General features: G+C 70.9%; 15 protein-coding genes and 1 pseudogene. 8 read left to right on the top strand and 8 right to left on the bottom strand.

Annotated elements, in window-relative coordinates; genetic code table 11:
* Positions 1-85: 85 nt before the first annotated feature.
* Positions 86-904 carry a nucleotidyltransferase domain-containing protein gene (locus tag AB0I28_RS18200; RefSeq protein WP_357494606.1) on the top strand — a complete coding sequence of 273 codons (819 nt, stop codon included), beginning with the start codon at positions 86-88 and terminating at the stop codon, positions 902-904.
* Between the two features lie 67 nt (positions 905-971).
* On the opposite strand, the gene AB0I28_RS18195 is transcribed toward AB0I28_RS18200, so the two are convergent.
* The 4 genes from AB0I28_RS18195 to AB0I28_RS18180 are packed head-to-tail and all read right to left on the bottom strand — an operon-like array spanning position 972 to position 4,362.
* Positions 972-1,577, bottom strand: coding sequence for a response regulator transcription factor (locus AB0I28_RS18195; protein WP_357494605.1), 606 nt, complete (start codon positions 1,575-1,577; stop codon positions 972-974).
* A complete protein-coding gene (locus tag AB0I28_RS18190) occupies positions 1,574-2,704 on the bottom strand; it encodes a sensor histidine kinase (RefSeq protein ID WP_357494603.1) in 1,131 nt (376 codons plus the stop codon). The genes AB0I28_RS18195 and AB0I28_RS18190 overlap by 4 nt, the downstream gene beginning before the upstream one ends.
* A gap of 9 nt (positions 2,705-2,713) precedes the next feature.
* The gene (locus tag AB0I28_RS18185; protein WP_357494601.1) at positions 2,714-3,454 is read right to left on the bottom strand and encodes an ABC transporter permease; all 741 of its coding nucleotides are present in this window, start codon (positions 3,452-3,454) and stop codon (positions 2,714-2,716) included.
* Complete coding sequence (locus AB0I28_RS18180) at positions 3,451-4,362, bottom strand: ABC transporter ATP-binding protein (protein WP_357494599.1); 912 nt, start codon at positions 4,360-4,362, stop codon at positions 3,451-3,453. Before AB0I28_RS18180 ends, AB0I28_RS18185 begins: the two co-directional genes overlap by 4 nt.
* Positions 4,363-4,537: 175 nt before the next feature.
* On the opposite strand from AB0I28_RS18180, the gene AB0I28_RS18175 reads away from it, so the two are divergent.
* The gene (locus AB0I28_RS18175; RefSeq protein WP_357494597.1) at positions 4,538-5,008 is read left to right on the top strand and encodes a DNA starvation/stationary phase protection protein; all 471 of its coding nucleotides are present in this window, start codon (positions 4,538-4,540) and stop codon (positions 5,006-5,008) included.
* A gap of 124 nt (positions 5,009-5,132) precedes the next feature.
* Here the strand turns inward: AB0I28_RS18175 and AB0I28_RS18170 are convergent, their stop codons facing one another.
* Positions 5,133-5,999: a sulfite exporter TauE/SafE family protein gene (locus AB0I28_RS18170; protein WP_357494595.1), complete on the bottom strand. Its 867-nt coding sequence runs from the start codon at positions 5,997-5,999 to the stop codon at positions 5,133-5,135.
* 165 nt (positions 6,000-6,164) lie between these two features.
* On the opposite strand from AB0I28_RS18170, the gene polA reads away from it, so the two are divergent.
* The 3 genes from polA to coaE all read left to right on the top strand — a co-directional run bounded on the left by polA (position 6,165) and on the right by coaE (position 11,928).
* Positions 6,165-8,873, top strand: coding sequence for a DNA polymerase I (polA, locus tag AB0I28_RS18165; protein ID WP_357494594.1), 2,709 nt, complete (start codon positions 6,165-6,167; stop codon positions 8,871-8,873).
* Positions 8,874-9,109: 236 nt separating this feature from the next.
* Positions 9,110-10,615 carry a 30S ribosomal protein S1 gene (rpsA, locus tag AB0I28_RS18160; RefSeq protein WP_357494592.1) on the top strand — a complete coding sequence of 502 codons (1,506 nt, stop codon included), beginning with the start codon at positions 9,110-9,112 and terminating at the stop codon, positions 10,613-10,615.
* 113 nt (positions 10,616-10,728) lie between these two features.
* Positions 10,729-11,928, top strand: a complete 1,200-nt coding sequence (gene coaE / locus AB0I28_RS18155; protein ID WP_357494590.1) for a dephospho-CoA kinase — start codon at positions 10,729-10,731, stop codon at positions 11,926-11,928.
* 128 nt (positions 11,929-12,056) lie between these two features.
* Here the strand turns inward: coaE and AB0I28_RS18150 are convergent, their stop codons facing one another.
* On the bottom strand, positions 12,057-13,595 hold the full coding sequence (locus tag AB0I28_RS18150) for a hypothetical protein (RefSeq protein ID WP_357494588.1): 1,539 nt from the start codon (positions 13,593-13,595) through the stop codon (positions 12,057-12,059).
* A 208-nt stretch (positions 13,596-13,803) separates the two neighbouring features.
* On the opposite strand from AB0I28_RS18150, the gene uvrB reads away from it, so the two are divergent.
* Entirely contained in the window at positions 13,804-15,903 is a 2,100-nt protein-coding gene (uvrB, locus tag AB0I28_RS18145; protein WP_357494586.1) for an excinuclease ABC subunit UvrB, read from the top strand.
* Here the strand turns inward: uvrB and AB0I28_RS18140 are convergent.
* On the bottom strand, positions 15,900-17,147 hold the full coding sequence (locus AB0I28_RS18140) for an MFS transporter (protein ID WP_357494584.1): 1,248 nt from the start codon (positions 17,145-17,147) through the stop codon (positions 15,900-15,902). The two genes, uvrB and AB0I28_RS18140, sit on opposite strands and share 4 nt — an antisense overlap.
* A 97-nt stretch (positions 17,148-17,244) precedes the next feature.
* Between AB0I28_RS18140 and AB0I28_RS18135 the strand changes: the two genes are divergently transcribed.
* The gene (locus tag AB0I28_RS18135) at positions 17,245-17,601 is read left to right on the top strand and encodes an ArsR family transcriptional regulator (protein WP_357494582.1); all 357 of its coding nucleotides are present in this window, start codon (positions 17,245-17,247) and stop codon (positions 17,599-17,601) included.
* Positions 17,602-17,640: 39 nt separating this feature from the next.
* Here AB0I28_RS18135 and AB0I28_RS18130 read toward each other — a convergent pair whose 3' ends face one another.
* Positions 17,641-17,928: an antibiotic biosynthesis monooxygenase gene (locus tag AB0I28_RS18130; RefSeq protein ID WP_357494580.1), complete on the bottom strand. Its 288-nt coding sequence runs from the start codon at positions 17,926-17,928 to the stop codon at positions 17,641-17,643.
* 278 nt (positions 17,929-18,206) lie between these two features.
* Here AB0I28_RS18130 and AB0I28_RS18125 point away from each other — a divergent pair.
* Positions 18,207-19,160: pseudogene (locus AB0I28_RS18125) on the top strand (TerC family protein); the annotation flags it as partial.
* Positions 19,161-21,286 lie beyond the last annotated feature (2,126 nt).

Raw genomic sequence — 21,286 nt, 5'->3', positions numbered from 1 at the left:
GCACGGCCGGAAACGGTATTGACTCCGGCTGAAGAGAAGGTGAAATCCTTTGTGCAAGATCGGCCGGTCCGGCACACTGCCCACTGTGGAAGACGCCGACCTCAAGGCCCTCGCCGGACGCCTCGCCGGGATCGGCGGCGTGCGGGCCGTCTCGCTCGGCGGCAGCCGGGCACGCGGCACCCACCGCCCCGACTCCGACGTCGACATCGGCCTCTACTACCGAGACGGCCTCGACGTCGCGGCCCTGCGCGAACTCGCCGCGCAGGTCTCCGGACGGCCCACCGAGGTCACCCAACCCGGCGGCTGGGGCCCTTGGGTCGACGGCGGCGGCTGGCTGACCGTCGGGGAATGGCGCGTCGACTGGATCTACCGCGACCTCGAACGCGTCGAGCGCGTCTGGAACGACTGCCGCGAAGGCCGCTACGAGGTCGCCGTGCAGCCCGGACACCCGCTGGGGTTCTACTCCCACACCTACGCCGGCGAGGCCGCCCTCTGCAAGGTGCTCGCCGACCCCTCCGGTGAGCTCGCCCAGCTCCGCGAGGCCGCCGATGACTATCCGCAGGCACTGCGCGAGGCGCTCCTGGACGGCCTGTGGGAGGCGGACTTCATCACCGGGGGCGCCGGCTACGGCGCCAAGGGCGTCGACCCCGCCTACACGGCCGGTTGCCTGTTCCGAGCCGTCGGGGTCCTCTGCCACGCCGTCCACGCGCACGCCGGCCGCTGGCTGATCAACGAGAAGGGCATGGTCGCCGCCGCCGACGCGCTCGGCGTCGTCGACGGCTTCGCGGAGCGCGTCGGGCGGCTGCTCGGTGAGGTCGGCACCACCGGTGCGGAGATCTCGGCGACGGTCGACGCCGCCGGGAAGCTGGTCGCCGACGTGCGGGCGGCGGTCGGGCGGGGCTAGGGCTTGTCTTGTGGGTCTTGTGGGCCGCAGCCCTGCAGTGATCCACCGGACACGCCCTAGGGCACGCTCACAGCCATCCCTTGTCGTCGGCGATCCTCGCCGCCTCGGCCCGCGTCCGCGCCCCGGTCTTCCCGATCGCCGAGGACAGGTGGTTGCGGACCGTCCCCTCGCTCAGGTGCAGCGCGCGGGCGATGTCGCGGATCGTCCCGCCCTCGGCGGCGGCGCGCAGCACGCTGCGCTCCCGCTCGGTCAGCGGGGACGAGCCGTACGACAGTGACTCGGCGGCCAGCGTCGGGTCCACCACCCGCAGACCCGACGCGACCCGCCGGACGGCGTCGGCGAGCTGCTCGGGCGGCGCGTCCTTGACGATGAAGCCGTGCGCGCCGGCGGCCATCGCGCGGGCGAGGTAGCCCGGACGGCCGAAGGTCGTGCAGATGATGACCCGGCAGGCGGGATGCTCGCGGCCGATGCGGGCGGCGGCGGTGAGCCCGTCGGTGCCCGGCATCTGCACGTCGATGAGGGCGACGTCGGGCGCGTGCGCCGCGACGGCCTCGACGGCGGCGTCCCCGTCGGCGGCCTGCGCCACGACCTCGATGTCGCCTTCCAGACCGAGCATGGCGGCCAGGGCGCCCCGCACGAGGGCCTGGTCGTCGGCGATGAGGACCCTGATCATTTCTCCATCCTCACGGTGAGGGTGTATCCGCCGTCGGGAGCGGGACCGGCCGAGAGCACGGCGCCGATGGGGGACAGGCGCTCGCGCAGGCCGCTGAGACCGTTGCCGGGCGGGGCGTGGCCGCCGGTGCCGTTGTCGTGGATCTCCAGGGCGGACGGCGAGATCCGGACGGTGCAGCGCTCGGCGCCGGAGTGGCGGATGACGTTGGTGACGCCTTCGCGCAGGGCGTAGGCGAAGGCCGTCCGCTGCGGCTCGTCGATCTCGTCGACGGCGCTGGGCAGGTCGGGCGAGATGTCGGCGGCGCTCAGCGCGGTCCGCACGGCCGCCAGCTCGCCGGCGAGGCTGGTCTCGCGGTAGCCGGAGACGGTCGCGCGGACCTCGCCGAGGGTCTGGCGGGCGAGCTGCTCGACGTCGCCGATCTCGGCCCCGGCGCGCTCGGCGCCGTCGGGGGCCGACGACTCGAGGAGCCTGCGGGCGAGCGCGGCCTTGACGGTGATGGTGGTGAGGGTGTGCCCGAGGATGTCGTGGAGGTCGCGGGCGATGCGGTTGCGTTCGTCGCGCATGGCGAGTTCGGCGACCTCGTCCTGCGCCCGCAGCAGTTTGCGGTTGGCGTCGATGAGCCGGCCCATGAGGAGCGTGACGATGGCCAGGGACCCGAAGAGGAGCAGCTGCCCCCAGGCGGTGTCGGGGTCTTCGAGGCGGAGCGTCACTACGCCCAGGGCGAGCAGGACGGCGGCGTCGACGACGGCCGCCACGCGGAAGGGCGCGGCGAAGGCGACCTGGTTGATGGGGTAGATGAACAGGAAGATCGTGCCGATGCCGCCGATGAACACCAGGATCGAGGCGAGGCCGAACAGGGCGGCGAAGGCCGCGACGCGGGCCGGTCCGGAGCTGCGGTGGGAGAAGGCCGGGAGCGCGACGAAGACGACGGCGAACACCGCGTAGAGGGCGATGATGAGCCACGGGGGCGCGTGGTGGGGGTTGTCCTCCAGCGCGGTGGACGCCAGTTGCACGAGGTAGACGGTGAAGAAGGCGCTGATGGCGACTCCGGCGGCGCGGAAGCCGCGTACGCGCCGGACCCACCCGGCCTTTCCGGGCCGGGTGGGAGCGGTTTCGTCGGCGTTCACGGTTGACAACTATGCACGCTGGGCGCCGGCGACGAACCGCCGCGCGCTGATGAGGCCGGCGACGAGGGTGTAGGCGGCCAGGACGGCGATCGCGGTGAGGACGTGGGAGTCGTCGTAGAGCGCGGACTGGCCGAGCTGGGTGAACCAGTAGCTGGGGGTGGCCTTCATGATCGCCGACAGCCAGTCGGGGGCGATCTGCGCCGGGATCCACATGCCGCCGAGCAGTCCGAGGAGCATCGAGGACAGGCCCATGACCGAGGGGAGGCTGTCGGCGGGGATGCTCAGGCCGATGAGGAGGCCGAGGGCGGCGAAGGGGAGGGCGCCGAGCCACAGGCCGGCGGTGGCGATGATCCAGCCGCTCGCGGAGAGGCTGACGCCCTCGACGGTGGCGCCCAGGACGCTGACCAGGGCGATCGACGGGATCGCGACGAGCATCGCGACGACCAGTTTGGTGTAGAGGTAGCCGGCGGGGCTCAGTGGTGTGAGGCGCAGTTGCCGCTGCCAGCCGCCGCCGCGTTCGACGGCGACGCGGGCACCGGTCGACAGGGCCGCCGACATGGCCCCGAAGGCGCCCATGCTGACCATCATCGCCGCGGCGACGGGGCTGCCGTCGTCGTAGGCGGCGTCGTCGCCTCCGTACATGCCGACGAGGATCAAGAACAGCACCGAGGGCATCACCATGCTGAAGATGAGGAAGCGGCCCGAGCGGATGATCCGGCGGCATTCGAGCGCGAGGTAGCGGGCGTTCATCGGGCTGCTCCTTCGGTGGTGAGGGCCAGGAAGGCGTCCTCGAGGCTCATGGCGGTGATCTCGATGTCGCGGCTGCTCGGCTCGGTGGCCAGCAGGGCGCGCAGCGCCTGGTCGCTGTCGGCGCAGGTGAGGGTGACCTGCTCGCCTCGGACGGCGACGTCGGTGACGCCGGGGAGCGCGCCGAGCCGGGCGGTGTCGGGGCGGTCGACGAGGGCGGTGACGCGCCGGCCGGTCACGTGCGCGCGGATGTCGGCGACGGAGCCGTCGGCGATGACGCGGCCCTCGCGCATGAGGACGACGCGGTCGGCGAACTGCTCGGCCTCGTCGAGGTAGTGGGTGGCGAACAGGACGGTGCGGCCGGTCTTGTGCATGGTCCGCCAGAAGTCGCGGCGGGTCTCGACGTCCATGGCGACCGTCGGCTCGTCGAGGACGAGGAGGTCGGGGTCGCAGACCAGTGCCATGGCGAAGCGGGTGCGCTGCCTCTGGCCGCCTGACAGTTTCGCGCAGCGCCGTCCGGCGAGGTCGGCGACGCCCGCGGCGGCGAGCGCGTCGGCGACGGGCATGGGGTCGCGGTGGAGCGCGGCGACGAGGGTGACCGACTCGGCGACGGTGACGTCCTCAAGGAGGGCGGCGTCCTGGAGCATCGCGCCGACGAGGCCGTCGGCGATGGCCTTGCGCGGGGCTCGGCCGAAGATCTGCGCGCTCCCTCCGTCGGGGGCGGTCAGGCCGAGGAGCATGTCGACCGTGGTGGACTTGCCGGCGCCGTTGGGGCCGAGGAGGGCGACGACCTCGCCGGGCGCGATGTGCAGGTCGACGCCCGCGACGGCGTGGACCTCGCCGAAGGACTTGCGCAGTCCGGTGAGGCGGACGGCCGCTCCGTCGGGGGTGGGTTGTGCGGTCTTGGTCATGCCCCAACGATCGGCCGGAGGCGGTCTGGACGCCGATGCCGTGCGTCACGATCCGCGCATGACATCTGTCAGGGGCGGGTAACAACGTGGTGGATCTCTCGAACCCTCCCGGGCGAGAGATCGGGAGTGACTAGCGTTGCGGGTGGGGTAATCAAAGACGAAGGGCGGAGCACACATGTCGACTATCAAGTCCCCGTTGTCCGATGAGGCTCGCAAGGTCACCGGCGAGGCGCTGCAGGGCGCCCTGGTGGATCTGGTCGACCTGTCGCTGGTGGGCAAGCAGGCGCACTGGAACGTCTATGGACGCAACTTCCGGTCGCTGCATCTCCAGCTCGACGAGATCGTGGACGCGGCGCGACTGGCCTCCGACACGGTCGCCGAGCGCGCCGTCGCGATCGGGATCGCTCCCGACGCGCGCGCGTCGAGCATCGCGTCGGCGACGGTCCTGGCGGTGGACTCGGGCCAGCTGACCGACAAGAAGGTGATCGAGTTCTTCATCGACGCCTACGGCAAGGTGATCGGCCGCATGCGCGAGCGCATCGACGCCACGGCCGACCCGGACCCGGTCACCCAGGACATCCTGATCGGCATCACCCAGCTGCTGGAGAAGCAGTACTGGATGTGGCAGGCCGAGGTCGCGGTCTAGCCCGGTGGAAGCGCGTCGAACGGCCGCCCCTCGATGGGGCGGCCGTTCGCGTGCGTGCGAGAAGTTAGGGCCCGGGCCGCGGCGGGAGACAGGCGTCGCGGACCGGGCCCGGCTTCAGGCCGCGTCAGACGGTGACTCTCGACAGGCGCCGGGCGCGGACGGCGTACGTGAGCACCGCCGCCCACGCGGCGACGATGAGGCTGTAGGCGGCGTAGCGCAGGAGGTCGGGAGCGCCCGCCGCCACCAGGATCGTGCGGGCGTTCGTGGCGATGATGAGCCCGCCGACGCCCAGACCGAGGTAGTGGGCCGGCATCATGCGCACCAGCCAGGCCGCGACCGGAGCGGCGACGGCGCCGCCGACGAGGAGCGCGCCGACGATCTTCCAGTCGACGCCCCCGTCGAGGTGGAGGAGGAAACCGAGGCTCGCGGCCACCGCGACGGCGAACTCGGCGGTGTTGACCGTGCCGACGGCCTTGGCCGGTTCGAGACGGTCGGTGGCGATCAGCGCGGGAGTGGCGACGGGGCCCCAGCCGCCGCCACCGGTGGCGTCCACGGCGCCCGCGAAGAGGCCCAGGGGCGCCAGGAACCGCGTCCGCAGCGGGGCTTGCGACGTCTGCGCACGCCGCCGCCCGCCGGCGAAACGGACCAGGATCGCCACGCCGAGGATGAGCAGGATCGCCGACATCCACGGTTTGGCCACGTCGCCGGGAAGGTTCGACAGCAGCGTCGCGCCCGCGAAGGCGCCGACGGCGCCCGGCAGGCCGATGCGCACGGCGATGCGCCAGTCGACGTTGCGGAACCTCCAGTGGGCCACGCCCGAGGCCAGGCTCGTCCCGATCTCGGCGAGGTGCACGCTGGCCGAGGCGACCGCCGGGCTGAGTCCGGCGATGACGAGCATGGTGGAGCTGAAGACGCCGTAGCCCATCCCGAGGCCGCCGTCGACGAGTTGGGCGGCCACCCCGATGAGGGCCAGCACGATCAGGCTCGGCACAACGACCCCCCGGCATGGTTTCCTACTAGTCCAATAGGAAACACAGACTATCGGTAGGGGAGTACAAGGGGAAGGGGGTGTCGGGGATATGTCACCGCGGGTGTCCGGCGCCCACACCGACGCCATCGGCGAAACCGTCACACCCGCCCACTAGGCTCTTCAGCTGTGACGGACAAGAAACCTCGGCTGCTCCTGCTGGACGGACATTCCCTTGCGTACCGCGCGTTCCATGCGCTGCCCGAGGAGAACTTCGCCACCTCCACGGGACAGACCACCAACGCGGTGTACGGCTTCACCTCGATGCTGATCAACCTGCTGCGCGACGAGCAGCCCACCCATGTGGCGGTCGCCTTCGACGTGTCCCGCGTTTCCTTCCGCACCGCGATGTACCCCGAGTACAAGGACGGCCGCTCGGCCACCCCGACCAGCTTCAAGGGCCAGGTCGAGCTGATCGGCGACGTCCTCCAGGCCATGGGGATCACCGCCCTGCGCAAGGAGGGCTTCGAGGCCGACGACATCATCGCCACCCTCGCCTCGCAGGCCACCGAGGTCGGATACCGCACCCTCATCTGCTCCGGCGACCGCGACGCGCTCCAGCTCGTCACCGAGGACGTCACGCTCCTCTATCCCAAGAAGGGCGTCTCCGACCTCGCCCGCATGACCCCCTCCGCCGTCGAGGAGAAGTACGGCGTCACCCCCGTGCGCTACCGCGACCTCGCCGCGCTCGTCGGCGAGAAGAGCGACAACCTCCCCGGCGTGCCCGGCGTCGGCCCCAAGACCGCCGCGAAGTGGATCACCACCTACGGCGACCTCGACGGCATCGTCGCCGAGGTCGACACCATCAAGGGCAAGGCCGGCGAGAACCTCCGCGCCCACCTCGGCGACGTCCTGCGCAACGCCCAGGTCAACCGCCTGCTCACCGACGTCGAGCTCGAGGCCGCGCCGGCCGAGCTCGAATGGCACGGCTGGGACCGCGCCCAGGTCTCCGAACTCTTCGACAACCTCGAGTTCCGCGTCCTCGGCGACCGCATCGCCCAGACCCTCCCCGACAAGGCCGTCGGCGAGATGGCCGAACGCGCCGCCGCCGAACCCGTCGAGCAGATCACCGGCACCGTCCTGTCCACCGGACAGGTCGCCGCCTGGCTCGCCGAGCACGCCGTCGCCGGACAGCGCGCCGCGCTCGCCGTCACCGGAACCTTCGGCCGCGGCACCGGGGACCTCGCCTCCATGGCGGTCGCCACCGGTGAGACCGCCGCCTGGTGGGACCCCACCGCCCTCGACCCGGACGACGAGCAGGCCGTCGCCGCCTGGCTCGCCGACCCCGCCATGCCCAAGATCGTCCACGACGCCAAGCCCTTCCTGCTGGCCGCCGCGGCCCGCGGCTGGAAGGTCGAGAACCTCGACGCCGACACGGCGCTGGCCGCCTATCTCGTCCGCCCGGACCGCCGCAACTACGGCCTCGAAGAGCTCTCCCAGCGCTACCTGCGCCGCGAACTCGACGCCGCCGCCGAGGAGAGCGCCCAGCCCACCCTCGACGCGATGCTCGACGAAGGCCCCGCCGACGCCGCCGAGCAGGCCCTCATCCGCCGCGCCCGCGCCGTCCTCGACCTCGCCGGCGTCCTCGACACCGAACTCGAGCGCACCAACGGCACCCGCCTGCTCGCCGAGATCGAACTGCCTCTCGTGCAGGTCCTGGCCGAGATGGAGCGGGCCGGGATCGCCGCCGACACCGGCTACCTCGACGAACTCGACTCCCGCTTCGCCGCCGACGCCCGCGCCTCCGAGCAGGCCGCCATCGAGGTCATCGGCGAGCAGTTCAGCCTTCGCTCGCCCAAGCAGCTCCAGGCGATCTTGTTCGACAAGCTCGGCCTGCCCAAGACCAAGCGCACCAAGACCGGCTACACCACCGACGCCGAGGCCCTGCGTCAGCTGCACATCAAGACCGAGCACCCGGTCCTGCTGCACCTCCTGCGCTACCGCGAGGTCGACAAGCTCAAGACCACCGTCGCCGGGCTGCTCGCGGCCGTCGCCGACGACGGCCGCATCCACACGACCTTCCAGCAGACCGTCGCAGCGACCGGGCGCCTGTCGTCGACCGACCCGAACCTGCAGAACATCCCGATCCGCACCGACGAGGGCCGCCTCATCCGCCGCGCCTTCGTCGTCGGCTCCGGTCACCAGGAGCTGATGACGGCCGACTACAGCCAGATCGAGATGCGGATCATGGCCCACCTGTCGGCCGACGAGGGCCTCATCGGCGCCTTCGCCTCCGGCGAGGACCTGCACACCACCGTCGCCTCGCGCGTCTTCGAGGTCGCCCCGGCCGACGTCGACGCCGAGATGCGCCGCAAGATCAAGGCGATGTCCTACGGCCTGGCCTACGGACTGTCGTCCTACGGTCTGTCCCAGCAGCTGGGCATCTCCGCCGAAGAGGCCCGCGGGCTCATGGAGGAGTACTTCGAGCGCTTCGGCGGGGTCCGCGACTACCTCCGCTCGGTCGTCGAGATCGCCCGCCGCGAGGGCTACACCGAGACGATCTTCGGGCGCCGCCGCTACCTCCCCGAGCTGACCAGCGACAACCGCCAGCTGCGCGAGATGGCCGAGCGCGCCGCGCTCAACGCGCCCATCCAGGGCTCGGCCGCCGACGTCATGAAGATCGCCATGCTCTCCGTCGACCGCGCCATCGGCGAGGCCGGGCTCACGTCGCGGGTCCTGCTCCAGGTCCACGACGAACTTGTGCTCGAGGTCGCACCCGGCGAGCGAGATCGACTCGAGGCCCTGGTGCGCAAGGAGATGGCCGCTGCCTGCGAACTCTCCGTACCGCTCGACGTGTCGGTCGGCGTGGGCGCCGACTGGGACTCGGCGGCCCACTGACCGCCTGACGGGGTGCGGTTGGACCATATGGTAATGAGCACGGTAGGCTGGTCGACGCGTCGACTAATCCGCTACCTCGGCATGGAGCAGGTCAGCGTCGCCGTCACCAGCGCCTTACATCTTCATCCCCGAAGAAATCCATCGAGGGGACGGACTGGGGGCACCGGCCGCACGGCGAAGGGTTCTCGCGCACGAGCACGACTTGTTTTCCACCAGTATCCGGAGCACCTGCCCTAATGACGAGCAGCATCGAGGCCACCTCGAGCACCGCCGCTGAGAGCGGCGCGGTCGACGACATCACCACCGAGGAAGAATTCCTCGCGGCGATCGACGAGACCATCAAGTACTTCAACGACGGCGACATTGTCGAAGGCACCGTCGTCAAGGTCGATCGGGACGAGGTCCTGCTCGACATCGGCTACAAGACCGAGGGTGTCATCCCCTCGCGCGAGTTGTCGATCAAGCACGACGTGGATCCGGCTGAGGTCGTCGCCGTCGGTGATCACATCGAGGCCCTGGTGCTCCAGAAGGAGGACAAGGAAGGCCGGCTGATCCTCTCGAAGAAGCGCGCGCAGTACGAGCGCGCTTGGGGAACCATCGAGAAGATCAAGGAAGAGGACGGCGTCGTGCGCGGCTCCGTCATCGAGGTGGTCAAGGGCGGCCTCATCCTCGACATCGGTCTCCGTGGCTTCCTGCCTGCCTCCCTGGTGGAAATGCGTCGCGTGCGCGACCTCCAGCCGTACGTCGGGCGCGAGCTCGAAGCCAAGATCATCGAGCTGGACAAGAACCGCAACAACGTGGTCCTGTCCCGCCGTGCGTGGCTCGAGCAGACCCAGTCCGAGGTCCGGACCGAGTTCCTCAACAAGCTCGCGAAGGGCCAGGTCCGCAAGGGCGTCGTGTCCTCGATCGTCAACTTCGGCGCCTTCGTCGACCTTGGCGGAGTGGACGGCCTCGTGCACGTCTCCGAGCTGTCGTGGAAGCACATCGACCACCCCAGCGAGGTCGTCGAGGTCGGCAAGGAGGTCGAGGTCGAGGTTCTCGACGTCGACCTGGAGCGCGAGCGCGTGTCGCTGTCGCTCAAGGCCACGCAGGAAGACCCGTGGCGCCAGTTCGCCCGCACCCACGCGATCGGTCAGATCGTCCCGGGCCGCGTGACGAAGCTGGTTCCGTTCGGTGCCTTCGTCCGCGTCGAGGACGGCATCGAGGGTCTGGTCCACATCTCCGAGCTCGCCGAGCGCCACGTCGAGGTGCCCGAGCAGGTCGTGAACGTGGGCTCCGAGGTCATGGTCAAGGTCATCGACATCGACCTTGAGCGTCGCCGCATCTCGCTCTCGCTGAAGCAGGCCAACGAGGCCTTCGTCGAGAACGAGGAGCAGTTCGACCCGACCCTGTACGGCATGGCCGCGCAGTACGACGACCAGGGCAACTACATCTACCCGGAGGGCTTCGACTCCGAGACCGGTGAGTGGCTCGACGGTTTCGACACCGCGCGCGAGGAGTGGGAGCGGCAGTACGCCGAGGCCCGCACCCGCTGGGAGGCCCACGCCAAGCAGATCGCCGAGACGGTCATCAAGGACGCCCCGGCTCCGGTCGAGGGCGCCGAAGGTGCCGCCGCGCCGAAGAAGGCGTCGACCGGTGGCGGCGGCGGAAAGGCCCCCTCGGCGGCCGAGGAGCCCTCGGGCACCCTCGCCACCGACGAGGCGCTCGCCGCTCTCCGCGAGAAGCTGGCCGGCGGTAAGTAGCCGACGGCTCTAGCCAGAAAAAGGCCCGCCCGGGCGACCGGGCGGGCCTTTTCTCATGCCGCCGGCTCGTGCACCCGCGCGTCGCGGGGCCGACCGGCGGGTAGTCTCGCCGAGTGCTGAGAATAGGACTGACCGGCGGTATCGGCTCCGGTAAGAGCGCGGTCGCGACGCATCTGGCGTCGCTCGGCGCGATCGTCATCGACTCCGACGTCCTCGCTCGCGAGGTCGTCGCCCCCGGCACCGAAGGCCTGGCCGCGATCCGCGACGCCTTCGGCGCCGAGGTCCTCACACCGGGCGGCGAACTCGACCGCGCCGCCCTCGCCGGCCGCGTCTTCGGTGACGACGCCGCCCGCCGGGTCCTCGAAGGGATCATCCATCCGCGTGTTCGGCACCGCGCCGCCGAGTTGTTCGACGCGGCACCCGCCGACGCGCTCGTCGTCAACGACGTCCCGCTGCTCGCCGAGGTCGGTCTCGCCCCGACCTTTCACCTGGTCATCGTCGTCGAGACGCCGGTCGAGACCCGCATCGAACGCCTCGCCGAACGCGGTATGTCCGAGGCCGAGGCGCGCGGCCGCATCGCCGCCCAGCTCGACGACACCGCCCGCCGCCGCGTCGCCGACGTCGTGCTCGACAACTCCGGCGGCCTCGACTCGCTGCACGCCGCGGTCGACGTCCTCTGGCGCGATCGCCTCGTCCCGTACGAGCGCAACGTGCGCGAAGGCGTCCGGGCGCAGCGCCCGGAGGAACTGCGGATGGGCGACTACGACCCCGCCTGGCCCGCGCGCTTCGAGCGGATCGCCGGGCGGATCCGCCACGCCCTGGGCGACGTCGCGCTGGCGGTCGAGCACACCGGCTCGACCTCGGTGCCCGGGCTGGCCGCCAAGGACGTCATCGACATCCAGATCGCCGTCGCCGATCTCACCGCGGTCGACGCGCTCAGGCCCGCCATGGCCGCCGCCGGGTTCGTGGTCGTGCCGCACATCACCGGTGACACGCCGAAGCCCTTCGCGCCCGACCCCGTCGACTGGGCCAAGCGGCTCTTCGGCGGCACCGACCCGGCCGACATCACCCACGTGCACGTCCGCGTCGAGGGAAGCCCTGGATGGCGGTACGCGCTGATGTTCCGCGACTGGCTCCGCGCCGACGACGAGGCCCGCGCCGGCTACCAGGCCATCAAGAAGGGCCTGGCGGCGACGGGGGCCACGGCGACCGAGTACGCCGAGGCGAAGGAGCCGTGGTTCACCGAGATCTGGCCCCGCCTGGAGGACTGGGCGCGGCGGACGAACTGGGAGCCCGCCCGCGCGCCACGCTGAGCCCGGTCGGACCGCCGCGGACATGGGCGGCGCTCGGCTTCAGCTCGTCGACGGCCCGCTCGCCTGCCGTGGTCCCACGGCAGGCGAGCGAGCCGATCACCTCGCGTCGATGTTCCGGCGAACCTTGCTCAGGTCAGGCCGGCCAGCGCGCCGGGCGGAACGGCGATCCACGGCACATCCGAGACCGGCGTCAGGTCGGCGCGCCCGAGTCCGAGCTGCTGGGTGCGCATCTCGACGCGGCGCAGGCGCTCGTCGGAGTCGAGCCAGTACCGGTAGGGCGCCTGGCCGGACGGTGCGGTCTGGTCGCCGGCCATCGGGATCTCGAAGGTCGTCGCGTGCGTCTTGCCCAGCCGCGACTCGCGCAGCCAGCTCGCGGTCTCCTTGATCGACCCCAGGTCGTCGGGCCCGCCCGCGGCCAGGGTGAGCAGCTTGAACATCAGCAGGTCCAGATCGCTCGCACCGCCCTCCTCGTCGATGCGCGCCCCCCACTGCTGCGTCTGCCACCCGTCGGCCGCCGCCGGCATCGAGGGCTTCTTCGCCTTGCCCTCGACCGGAAGCGCCCGCCAGGCGATGCCGCCGGGCAGGACGAACATCTGGCCGTCGGAGTCGGTGCCGGGATTGTCGATCGTCAGGTAGGCGAGCGGCTGCCGCCAGTCCACCCAGCCGGTCGCGTTGAGAAGCTCGCCGTCGCCGACCGGGAGGGTCAGCCTCACCGCCGAGACCGTGTCGGCGTTGCCGTTGCGCAGACCGGCCAGGACCTGGGCCTCGGCGTCGGTCACCTTTCGCGGAGTCACGGGCGGACCGCCGAGCAGGTCGATCGCCGGGATCCGCGCGTCCTCCGGGTCCGGCCGCTGCTCGACCAGCAGGTCGACGGTGGCCAGGCCGTGCCCGCCGGGATTGATCTGCACCCGCCGCAGCTGACCGGCGTGGTCGACGTGGAAGACCGCCTCCGGCGTGCTTGCGGGCGGCGGGGCCGAGGCCTCGGCGGACTCGGCCGGGTCAGGGGCCTGCCCGACGACCAGCGGTGCCCGGAACACGTCGACGGCGACGCCGTCGATGGTGCCCTCATCGAGCCAGACCGCGCGCTCCTGGAAGGCCCCGACGTCGTCGGGACCGTTCGAGCCGAGCACCATGACGGCGGACATGACGATGTCCAGGGCCCGGCCCAGCGGGTCGGGGTCCTCGCCCGCGGGCGCCGCGCCGGCCGTGCGCCGGACGCTCCAGTTGTCGGCCGGCAGTTTCTCCGGGTCGGCCGCCATGTCGCCGGGACGCGTCGCGACCAGGCCCGGAACCGCCTGGACGAGGCCCGTGTAGGTCGGCTGGGCCGACGGTTTGATGGCCGCGTAGAGCAGCGGCTGGGTCCAGTCCACCCAGCCGGACACCTCGGTCTCGCCCAGCTCCTCGGGCATCCTCGCCAGGAGCGCGACCGTGCCGAGGGCCAGGTTGTGCGCGCGCATGCCCGCCAGCCGCCCGGCCTCCTCGGCCGTGACCGACCGCGAGACCTCCGAGCCCTTGTTGAGGCACCCGACGCCCGCCCAGCTGAACGCGCCGAGCACCAAGGCTCCCGCCCCGATCCACACCGCGACCTTGCGGCCGAGCGGATGCGACGACGCCGCCTTCTTCGTCTTCGTCCTGGGCGCCGGTTTCTTAGCTGTCTGCCGTTTCATCCCCACCCACTGCCCAACGACCCAGCTCGCCGAAAGTGACTGCGCGCACACGGATCCGGGTGAGGTGCGGTGTCCGGCGGCGCCCCACGGCCGGCACGGTGATCTCGCGCACTTCGCGGGCCGCCGAACCGGATGTCGCGCCCCACCGGTCACCGTCTCGGTGCCGGAGCCGCGGACAGTGTCGTACCTCGGGCGTAGTTTTGTCGGCATGGCCATCGAGATTCCGCGTGCGTCGGGCACGTTCACCGTCGTCAGCGACTACACGCCCTCGGGAGACCAGCCCGCGGCGATCGAGGATCTCGCCAAGCGCGTCGAAGCCGGCGAGGAGCACGTCGTGCTGCTCGGTGCCACCGGTACGGGCAAGAGCGCCACCACGGCGTGGCTGATCGAGCGCCTCCAGCGCCCGGCGCTGGTGATGGCGCCGAACAAGACCCTCGCGGCGCAGCTGGCCAAGGAGTTCCGGGAGCTGCTGCCCAACAACGCGGTGGAGTACTACGTCTCCTACTACGACTACTACCAGCCCGAGGCCTACATCCCGCAGACCGACACCTTCATCGAGAAGGACTCCTCCCTCAACGAGGAGGTCGAGCGGCTGCGCCACTCCGCGACCCACTCCCTGCTGACCAGGCGCGACGTCATCGTCGTGGCCAGCGTCTCGGCCATCTACGGCCTGGCCACTCCGGTGGAGTACCTGCTGGGCTCGCAGAACATCGCCGTCGGCGAGGAGCACGACCGCAACACGCTGCTGCGGCGCCTGGTGGAGATGCAGTACAACCGCAACGACACCGCCTTCACCCGCGGCACCTTCCGGGTCCGCGGCGACACGATCGAGATCATCCCGGCCTACGAGGAGCTGGCGATCCGGATCGAGATGTTCGGCGACGAGGTCGACAAGCTCTACTACCTCCACCCGCTCACCGGCGAGGTCGTGCGTGAGACCGACCGGGTCCTGATCTTCCCCGGCAGCCACTACGTGACCAGCCCCGAGCGCATGGAGAAGGCCATCGGCACCATCGAGGCCGAGCTCGCCGAGCGCCTGGCGGAACTGGAGCGGCAGGGCAAGCTCCTGGAGGCGCAGCGGCTGCGCATGCGCACCACCTACGACATCGAGATGATGCGGCAGATCGGATCCTGCTCGGGCATCGAGAACTACTCCCGGCACATCGACGGGCGAGAGGGCGGCACCCCGCCGCACTGCCTGCTCGACTACTTCCCCGAGGACTTCATCACCGTCATCGACGAGTCGCACGTGACGGTCCCGCAGATCGGCGGCATGTACGAGGGCGACGCCTCCCGCAAGCGCAACCTCGTCGAGCACGGCTTCCGGCTGCCCAGCGCGCTGGACAACCGGCCGCTGCGCTTCGACGAGTTCCGCGAGCGCGTCGGCCAGTCGGTGTACCTGTCGGCGACACCGGGCAACTGGGAGCTGGAGCAGACCGGCGGCGAGTTCGTCGAGCAGGTGATCCGGCCGACCGGGCTGGTGGATCCGCAGGTCGTCGTGCGCCCGACGAAGGGCCAGATCGACGACCTGATGGAGGAGATCAGGACCCGCACGGACCGCGACGAGCGCGTCCTGGTGACGACCCTGACCAAGAAGATGGCCGAGGACCTCACCGACTACTTCCTCGACCACGACATCCGCGTGCGCTACCTCCACTCGGAGGTCGACACCCTGCGCCGCGTCGAGCTCCTGCGCGAGCTGCGCGCCGGCGAGTACGACGTCCTGGTCGGCATCAACCTCCTCCGCGAGGGCCTCGACCTCCCGGAGGTGTCGCTGGTGGCGATCCTCGACGCCGACAAGGAGGGCTTCCTGCGTTCGGAGACCTCCCTGATCCAGACGATCGGCCGCGCGGCGCGAAACGTCTCCGGCCAGGTCATCATGTACGCCGAGACGATCACCAAGTCGATGAAGCACGCCATCGAGGAGACCGACCGGCGCCGCGAGAAGCAGGTCGCCTACAACAAGGAGCGCGGTCTCGACCCGCAGCCGCTGCGCAAGAAGATCGACGACCTGCTCACCGACATCTACGCCGAGGCGGAGGACTCCTCGACCCTGGTCGGCGGTTCGGGCCGTCAGCGCAGTCGCGGGAAGTCGCCGGAGAGCGGGACCCGCAGCCGCAAGACCAGCTCGGTCAGCGGCGCGAAGCCGGGCATGGCCCGCGCCGAACTCGCCTCGCTGATCTCCGACATGAACGAGCAGATGCTCTCGGCGGCGCGCGAGCTGCAGTTCGAGCTGGCCGCCCGCATCCGCGACGAGGTCCACGAGCTCAAGCGCGAGCTGCGGCAGATGGAGGAGGCCGGCGTCTAGCGGCCCACCCCGGCGGCTTCCGGCTGCCCACGATCGACCGGACGGCCGGCTCCCCGCGGGGAGCCGGCCGTCGCTCCTTTGCCGATGACGAGGAGGCCGAGGAGAGCCAAGCCGGCCAGGACCGCGGCGAACACCGTCGCACCGGCCGTCAGGCCCACCGCCGCGCTGAGGTAACCGGCGGCGACGGGAAGCGAGCCGGCGAGGAGATAGCCGCCGCCGTTGAGGGCGGCGTTGGCGCCGGCGAGGCGCTCGCCGGGCACGTTCGTCGCCAGCAGCGTCAGTCCACCGAGTTGCCCGAGTCCCTGTCCGCCGCCGGCGAGAAGGGCGGCGAGGACGAGGGCCGCCGCCGAGGACGTGCCGACGGCGATGGCCAGAGCCGCCATCGACGCGACGGTGGCGAGGGCGCCGGTGATCAGGATCCGGCGTACGGACAGGCCCCGGACGGCGAACTGGACGCCGGTCGCCGCGGCGAACATGGCGAAGGCCATGGCCCCGGCGGCCGTTCGGCTCGTCGCGCCCAGCAGCTCGCCGAGCAGTGTCGGGCCCAGCGAGAGCACGAAGGACGTGGCGGTGATGCCGGGCGCGAAGACCGCGATCCCGGCGGCGAGGCGGCCGTGTGACGCGGCGGGCACCGAGGGGAGACGCAGGCGCGGGCCGGTCGGGGAGGTCCGCGTGGGCAAGGGGAGGCGCGCGACGACGGCGAAGGCGAGGGTCAGCAGGACCAGTTCGATCACGAACACGGCGCTCGTCGGACCCGGCAGTGTCTCCGAGACCGCGCCGGCGAGCAGGGGACCGAGGCCCGCGCCGAGCACCATCGCCGTCGAGGCGAGCAGGGAGCCCTGGGCCTTGCGGGCCGGTCCGGCCACGTCGGCGACGGCGGCCATGCCGGCCGAGACCGTCGCGCCGACGGTGACGCCGGTGAGGAGGCGGGCGGCGGCCAGTTCCGGGACGGAGTCGGCGAAGGCGAACAGGACGGAGGCCAACGCGGCCAGTGCCAGCGCCGGCAGCAGAACGTGCTTGCGGCCGATGCGGTCGGAGAGGGCGCCGGCGAACAGCAGCGATCCGAGCAGGCCGGCGATGTAGCAGGCGAATACCACCGTGAGGGTGCCGGTGCTGAAGCCGATCTCGCGCTGCCAGAGGCCGTAGAGGGGCGTGGCGGCGTTGGAGAGCACGAAGACCGCCAAGATCGGCCAGGCGGCGATCCAGAGGGCCGCGCGGCCGGTGTGCGGGGGATGGTGGCGCATCGGAACTCCTCGAAGAGCTTGTACGACTTGACTCGTACTTGTACGAGCGCGGTCGAACCTAGCACCTTGTACGATGGAACTCGTACAAGGAGGCTCGATGTCCTGGAAGACGGCTTTCGCCGAAGTGCCCGCCGACGCTCCCGCGCCGCTGCCGGAACCGGCGGCCGGGGATCTGCGGCTTGAGAAGGTGTTCGCGGTGCTCGGCGACCCGCTGAGACTCGGCATCGTGCGCCGCCTGCTGCTGGAGTCGCGGGACTTCGACCACACCTGCGGCTGGTTCGGCCTGGGGCGTCCCAAGTCGACCCTGACCCACCACTTCCGCGCGCTGCGCGAGGCGGGGGTGATCAGGCAGCGCCAGTACGGGCTCGAAAGGCGCAGTCACGTGCGCGTCGACGATCTGGAGGCCCGCTTCCCGGGCCTGCTGGATCTGATCGCCGGATCCCGCGCCGAGTAGGCGGCGGGCCATGACCTTCGTCACGGCCCGCCGCGTCGGTCACACGTCGGAGAAGTGCTCGACGACCGGCGGGGAGGCGAAGAACTCGCCGATCGCCGCCCGCCACTTCGGGAAGCGGTCGGAGGCCCGGAAACCGACCTCGTGGGCCTCGACGGAGTCCCACTCGATGAGCAGGACGAAGCGCGCGGGAGACTCCACGCCGCGCGTCATGCGGACGGACCGGCAGCCCTCGGTGGCCTCGACGAGGTGTCGAACGTTCCGGTAGGCGTCGGTGAAGGCGGCCTCGCGGCCTGGGACGATATCGAATATCGCGACTTCAAGTACCATGGCGGGAGTTTGACAGTTGGCTTGCGGGCCGAAGCGAGTCCCCTCACAATTAATGAGCAAGGACGCATCCGGTGCTGACATCCGCACAGCCGTACGCCACAATAGTGCGAGCGGGAGGGGAGTATCCCCCGCGGCGACTGTCGTCAACACGGTGGCTCGACCCTGGTAAACGGGCGTGCCCCCGGCATCGCCGGTCCCTGCGCGACACGCCAGTCGCGATGAGATGGGAGAGACCTTCCGGGCACACCTTTTCGTGTTGAACCGGAAGGCTATTTAACGTGAACATCCCAGCCTGGGTCTGGGTGGCCACTCTGTGTGGCCTCGCCCTGCTGTTGATCTTCGATCTGGCGATCATCGGCAGACGTCCTCATGAACCTTCGATCCGTGAGTCCGGCCTGTGGGTCGGCTTCTATGTCGCCCTGGCCGGCGCCTTCGCGGTCGGCATCTATGCAACCTCGGGCGCCAGGTACGCGACGGAGTTCGTGTCCGGTTGGGTCACCGAGTACAGCCTGTCGATCGACAACCTGTTCGTCTTCGTGATCATCATGGGGCGGTTCGCCGTGCCCAGGATCTATCAGCAGAAAGTGCTGATGATCGGGATCATCCTGGCCCTCATCATGCGCGGCGCGTTCATCGCCGTCGGCGCGACCATGGTCAGCCGCTTCGTCTGGGTCTTCTACCTGTTCGGCCTGTTCCTGATCTACACGGCGATCCAGCTCGTCCGCAGCAAGGACGAGGACGAGGACGTCAAGGAGAACCTGATGATCCGGTGGGCGCGCAAAGCCCTGCCGGTGTCGAAGGACTACGACGGCTCCCGCATGACGACCCGCATCAACGGGCGCAAGTACGTCACCCCGATGCTGATCGTGATGATCGCGATCGGTACGACCGACCTCATGTTCGCGGTCGACTCGATCCCGGCGATCTTCGGGCTGACGCAGGAGCCGTACCTGGTGTTCACCGCCAACGTGTTCGCCCTGATGGGTCTGCGGCAGCTGTACTTCCTGCTCGGCGGGCTACTGGACAAGCTGGTGTACCTGTCGCTGGGTCTGGCCGCGGTGCTGGGCTTCATCGGTGTGAAGCTGCTGTTCCACGCGCTGCACGAGAACAACCTGCCGTTCCTCAACGGTGGCGAGCACATCACCTGGGTGCCCGACATCTCGACGAACCTGTCGTTGATTGTCATCGTCGTCGTCCTCGCGGTCGCGACCGTGGCCAGCCTCATCAAGGCCCGCTCGATGCCGCCCACCCCCACCCCCGCGGGTGGCCCCGCCGTACCCGCCGGCCCCACCTCGGCCCCCTCCTCCGACACCGTCGAGGCCGCTGAAGCCGACGCCGACAACGGCAAAGCGACGGGCAACAGCAACGGCACCGTCAAGGACGGCTTCACCGCCACGGCGAAGGAGAAGCACGCCGGGGACGGCCCGGGAAAAGGCCGGGGCAAGACCTCGACCGTGACGTCCAAGCGGAACCGACCCGATCACGACGAGGCGATTCCCGAGGCGAATAGGTCGAAGTGAGCACTGTGAATCGCTGCTGAGCGTGAGGCGAGGCGCCGACCGAGGCGCTGAACGACGCGCTGACTGAAGCGTTCGGGACTGACCGACGCGCTGACGTGCGGTAAGGCGAGACGACGCGAACTCCATCGCCTGTTGGGGCGGCACGGAGGTCGCTGGACGAAGCGAACGGCCCGGGGCGTAGGCCCCGGGCCGTTCGTGGTCGAGGGCAGTGCGGCCGGCCGGTAGTGCGGCGGTGCGGGCCGTGGGGGCTGTGGGGGAGTGCGGCCGAGTGAATGCGGCACGCGTCCCGCCTGGCCGCAAGCGCGACCGGGTTCCGCCCGGCGCAGCCGAGGGGCCGATGCGGCGGGCCGGCTGGGCCAGCCGGGGCAAGCCCGGACACCAGCCCGGCCGCTGGCGCCTCGGCCAACGCTGTGGCTGTCCCTGGGAGGGCCGGCTCGACGGACCGACACCCGCCCCCGCGTGTCGATGGGGGAGAAGTGGGCGCGTTGCGTGGCCCGCTTCCCGCCTGAGCCGTCGAGGTTCCCCACCTCCGGACTCGCTCGCCAGGCCCTGCCGCACGGTCCCGTCGGTCTGCGCGACCACGGCACGGAACCCGAGGGCGTCGGGACCGGCCCCGCCCCCGCCCCCTGTCCCGCCCTCATTCGGGCGCGCTGAACAGTGGCGCCGCCGAGGGGGACGGGTGGAAGACCTGCTGGGCTTGCGCACGCCGCGACTGCCCTGCGTTGCGCCGCCGAGGCAAAGCCAGCCAAGCTAGCCGGGCGGTGCCGCCTCTGTGAGGGCTGTGGCACGCACGGGTGCCAGCATGGTGGCCGCTGAACAGTTGGGCCAGGTTGGAGGCGGAGGAAAGCCCCGCGACATCATTTAGCCTGGCAGATCCGTCAGGCAGCCGCCGAGCCGTGTGGAATGAAGCTGCACCTCGCTGCTCGCTGACCTGCGCACAGGCCAGGTTCGCTCCGCGGGCGGCGAGCGAAACCGTCCCGTGGTGGTGCCGCGGACAACGAGCGCAAGTGCCCCGTGCGGTGGGGGAGGGGATTGCGTGCCCGCCGCGCCCGGGCCGCCCCGCGCCGCCGCCCGCCCAGACCGCCCGTCCCGTGCGCATGGCTTGCCCTCCAGCCCCGCCCGCCACCGCTGGCTCCGGGCCTGGGGCCAGCGGACTTGCGCGCGTTCGCTGTCAGTGATGAGGCGTGCCGTTGTCCTTGCCTCTCGTTGCCGCGAGGGCCGGAGTTCGCCCGGACGTGTCGTCCGGGCCGCCCGCCCTCAACCTGCCAGCCCGGAAGACGTTGGTCCGTGCCGACACGCCGCATGACCTCAGGCAAGGAAGGGCTCCCCTTACCGTCACCCGGAGTCGGCAGAGACCGCCCTCCGACCGCGCTGAGAGATCCTGATCCGCCGGAGCCGGAGCCGGAGCCGGAGCCGGAGCCGGAGCATGGGCTGTTCTGTGTTCTGCCGCGTGCGGGCTCGTCACCGGTGGTGCTATCTCGGGGTAGCCGACTGGCCCCGTCAGTCGGTGGCCTGCACACGGCACACCGGCGCGCGCTTTCGGTGTGAGGCGTGAGGCCACCGCCCCACCGCAACGGCCGCCCCGCCCCACCGCCACCGCCCCGCCACTCTCGGCGTGCGGAGCGCTCCGATCCTCCGGACCCGCGAGCCGCGTTATCCGTCCGCCTCGGCCACCGATGCCCGACGGGCTCGCCCGGGCGCTTGGTCGGCCGCACACTCCTCGCCGACGGATTCGCACTGCCGCGCCACAACCCACCCCCACAACCCACCCCACAACGTGCGCAAATGGCCCGGCCCAGGATTCACCTCCCGGGCCGGGCCACGTCACGCCGCCGACT

The organism is Phytomonospora sp. NPDC050363 (assembly GCF_040655735.1).
Lineage (GTDB): Bacteria > Actinomycetota > Actinomycetes > Mycobacteriales > Micromonosporaceae > Phytomonospora.
Note: the sequence above shows the minus strand (reverse complement) of the source record. Positions and strands in the feature narration are given on the sequence as shown.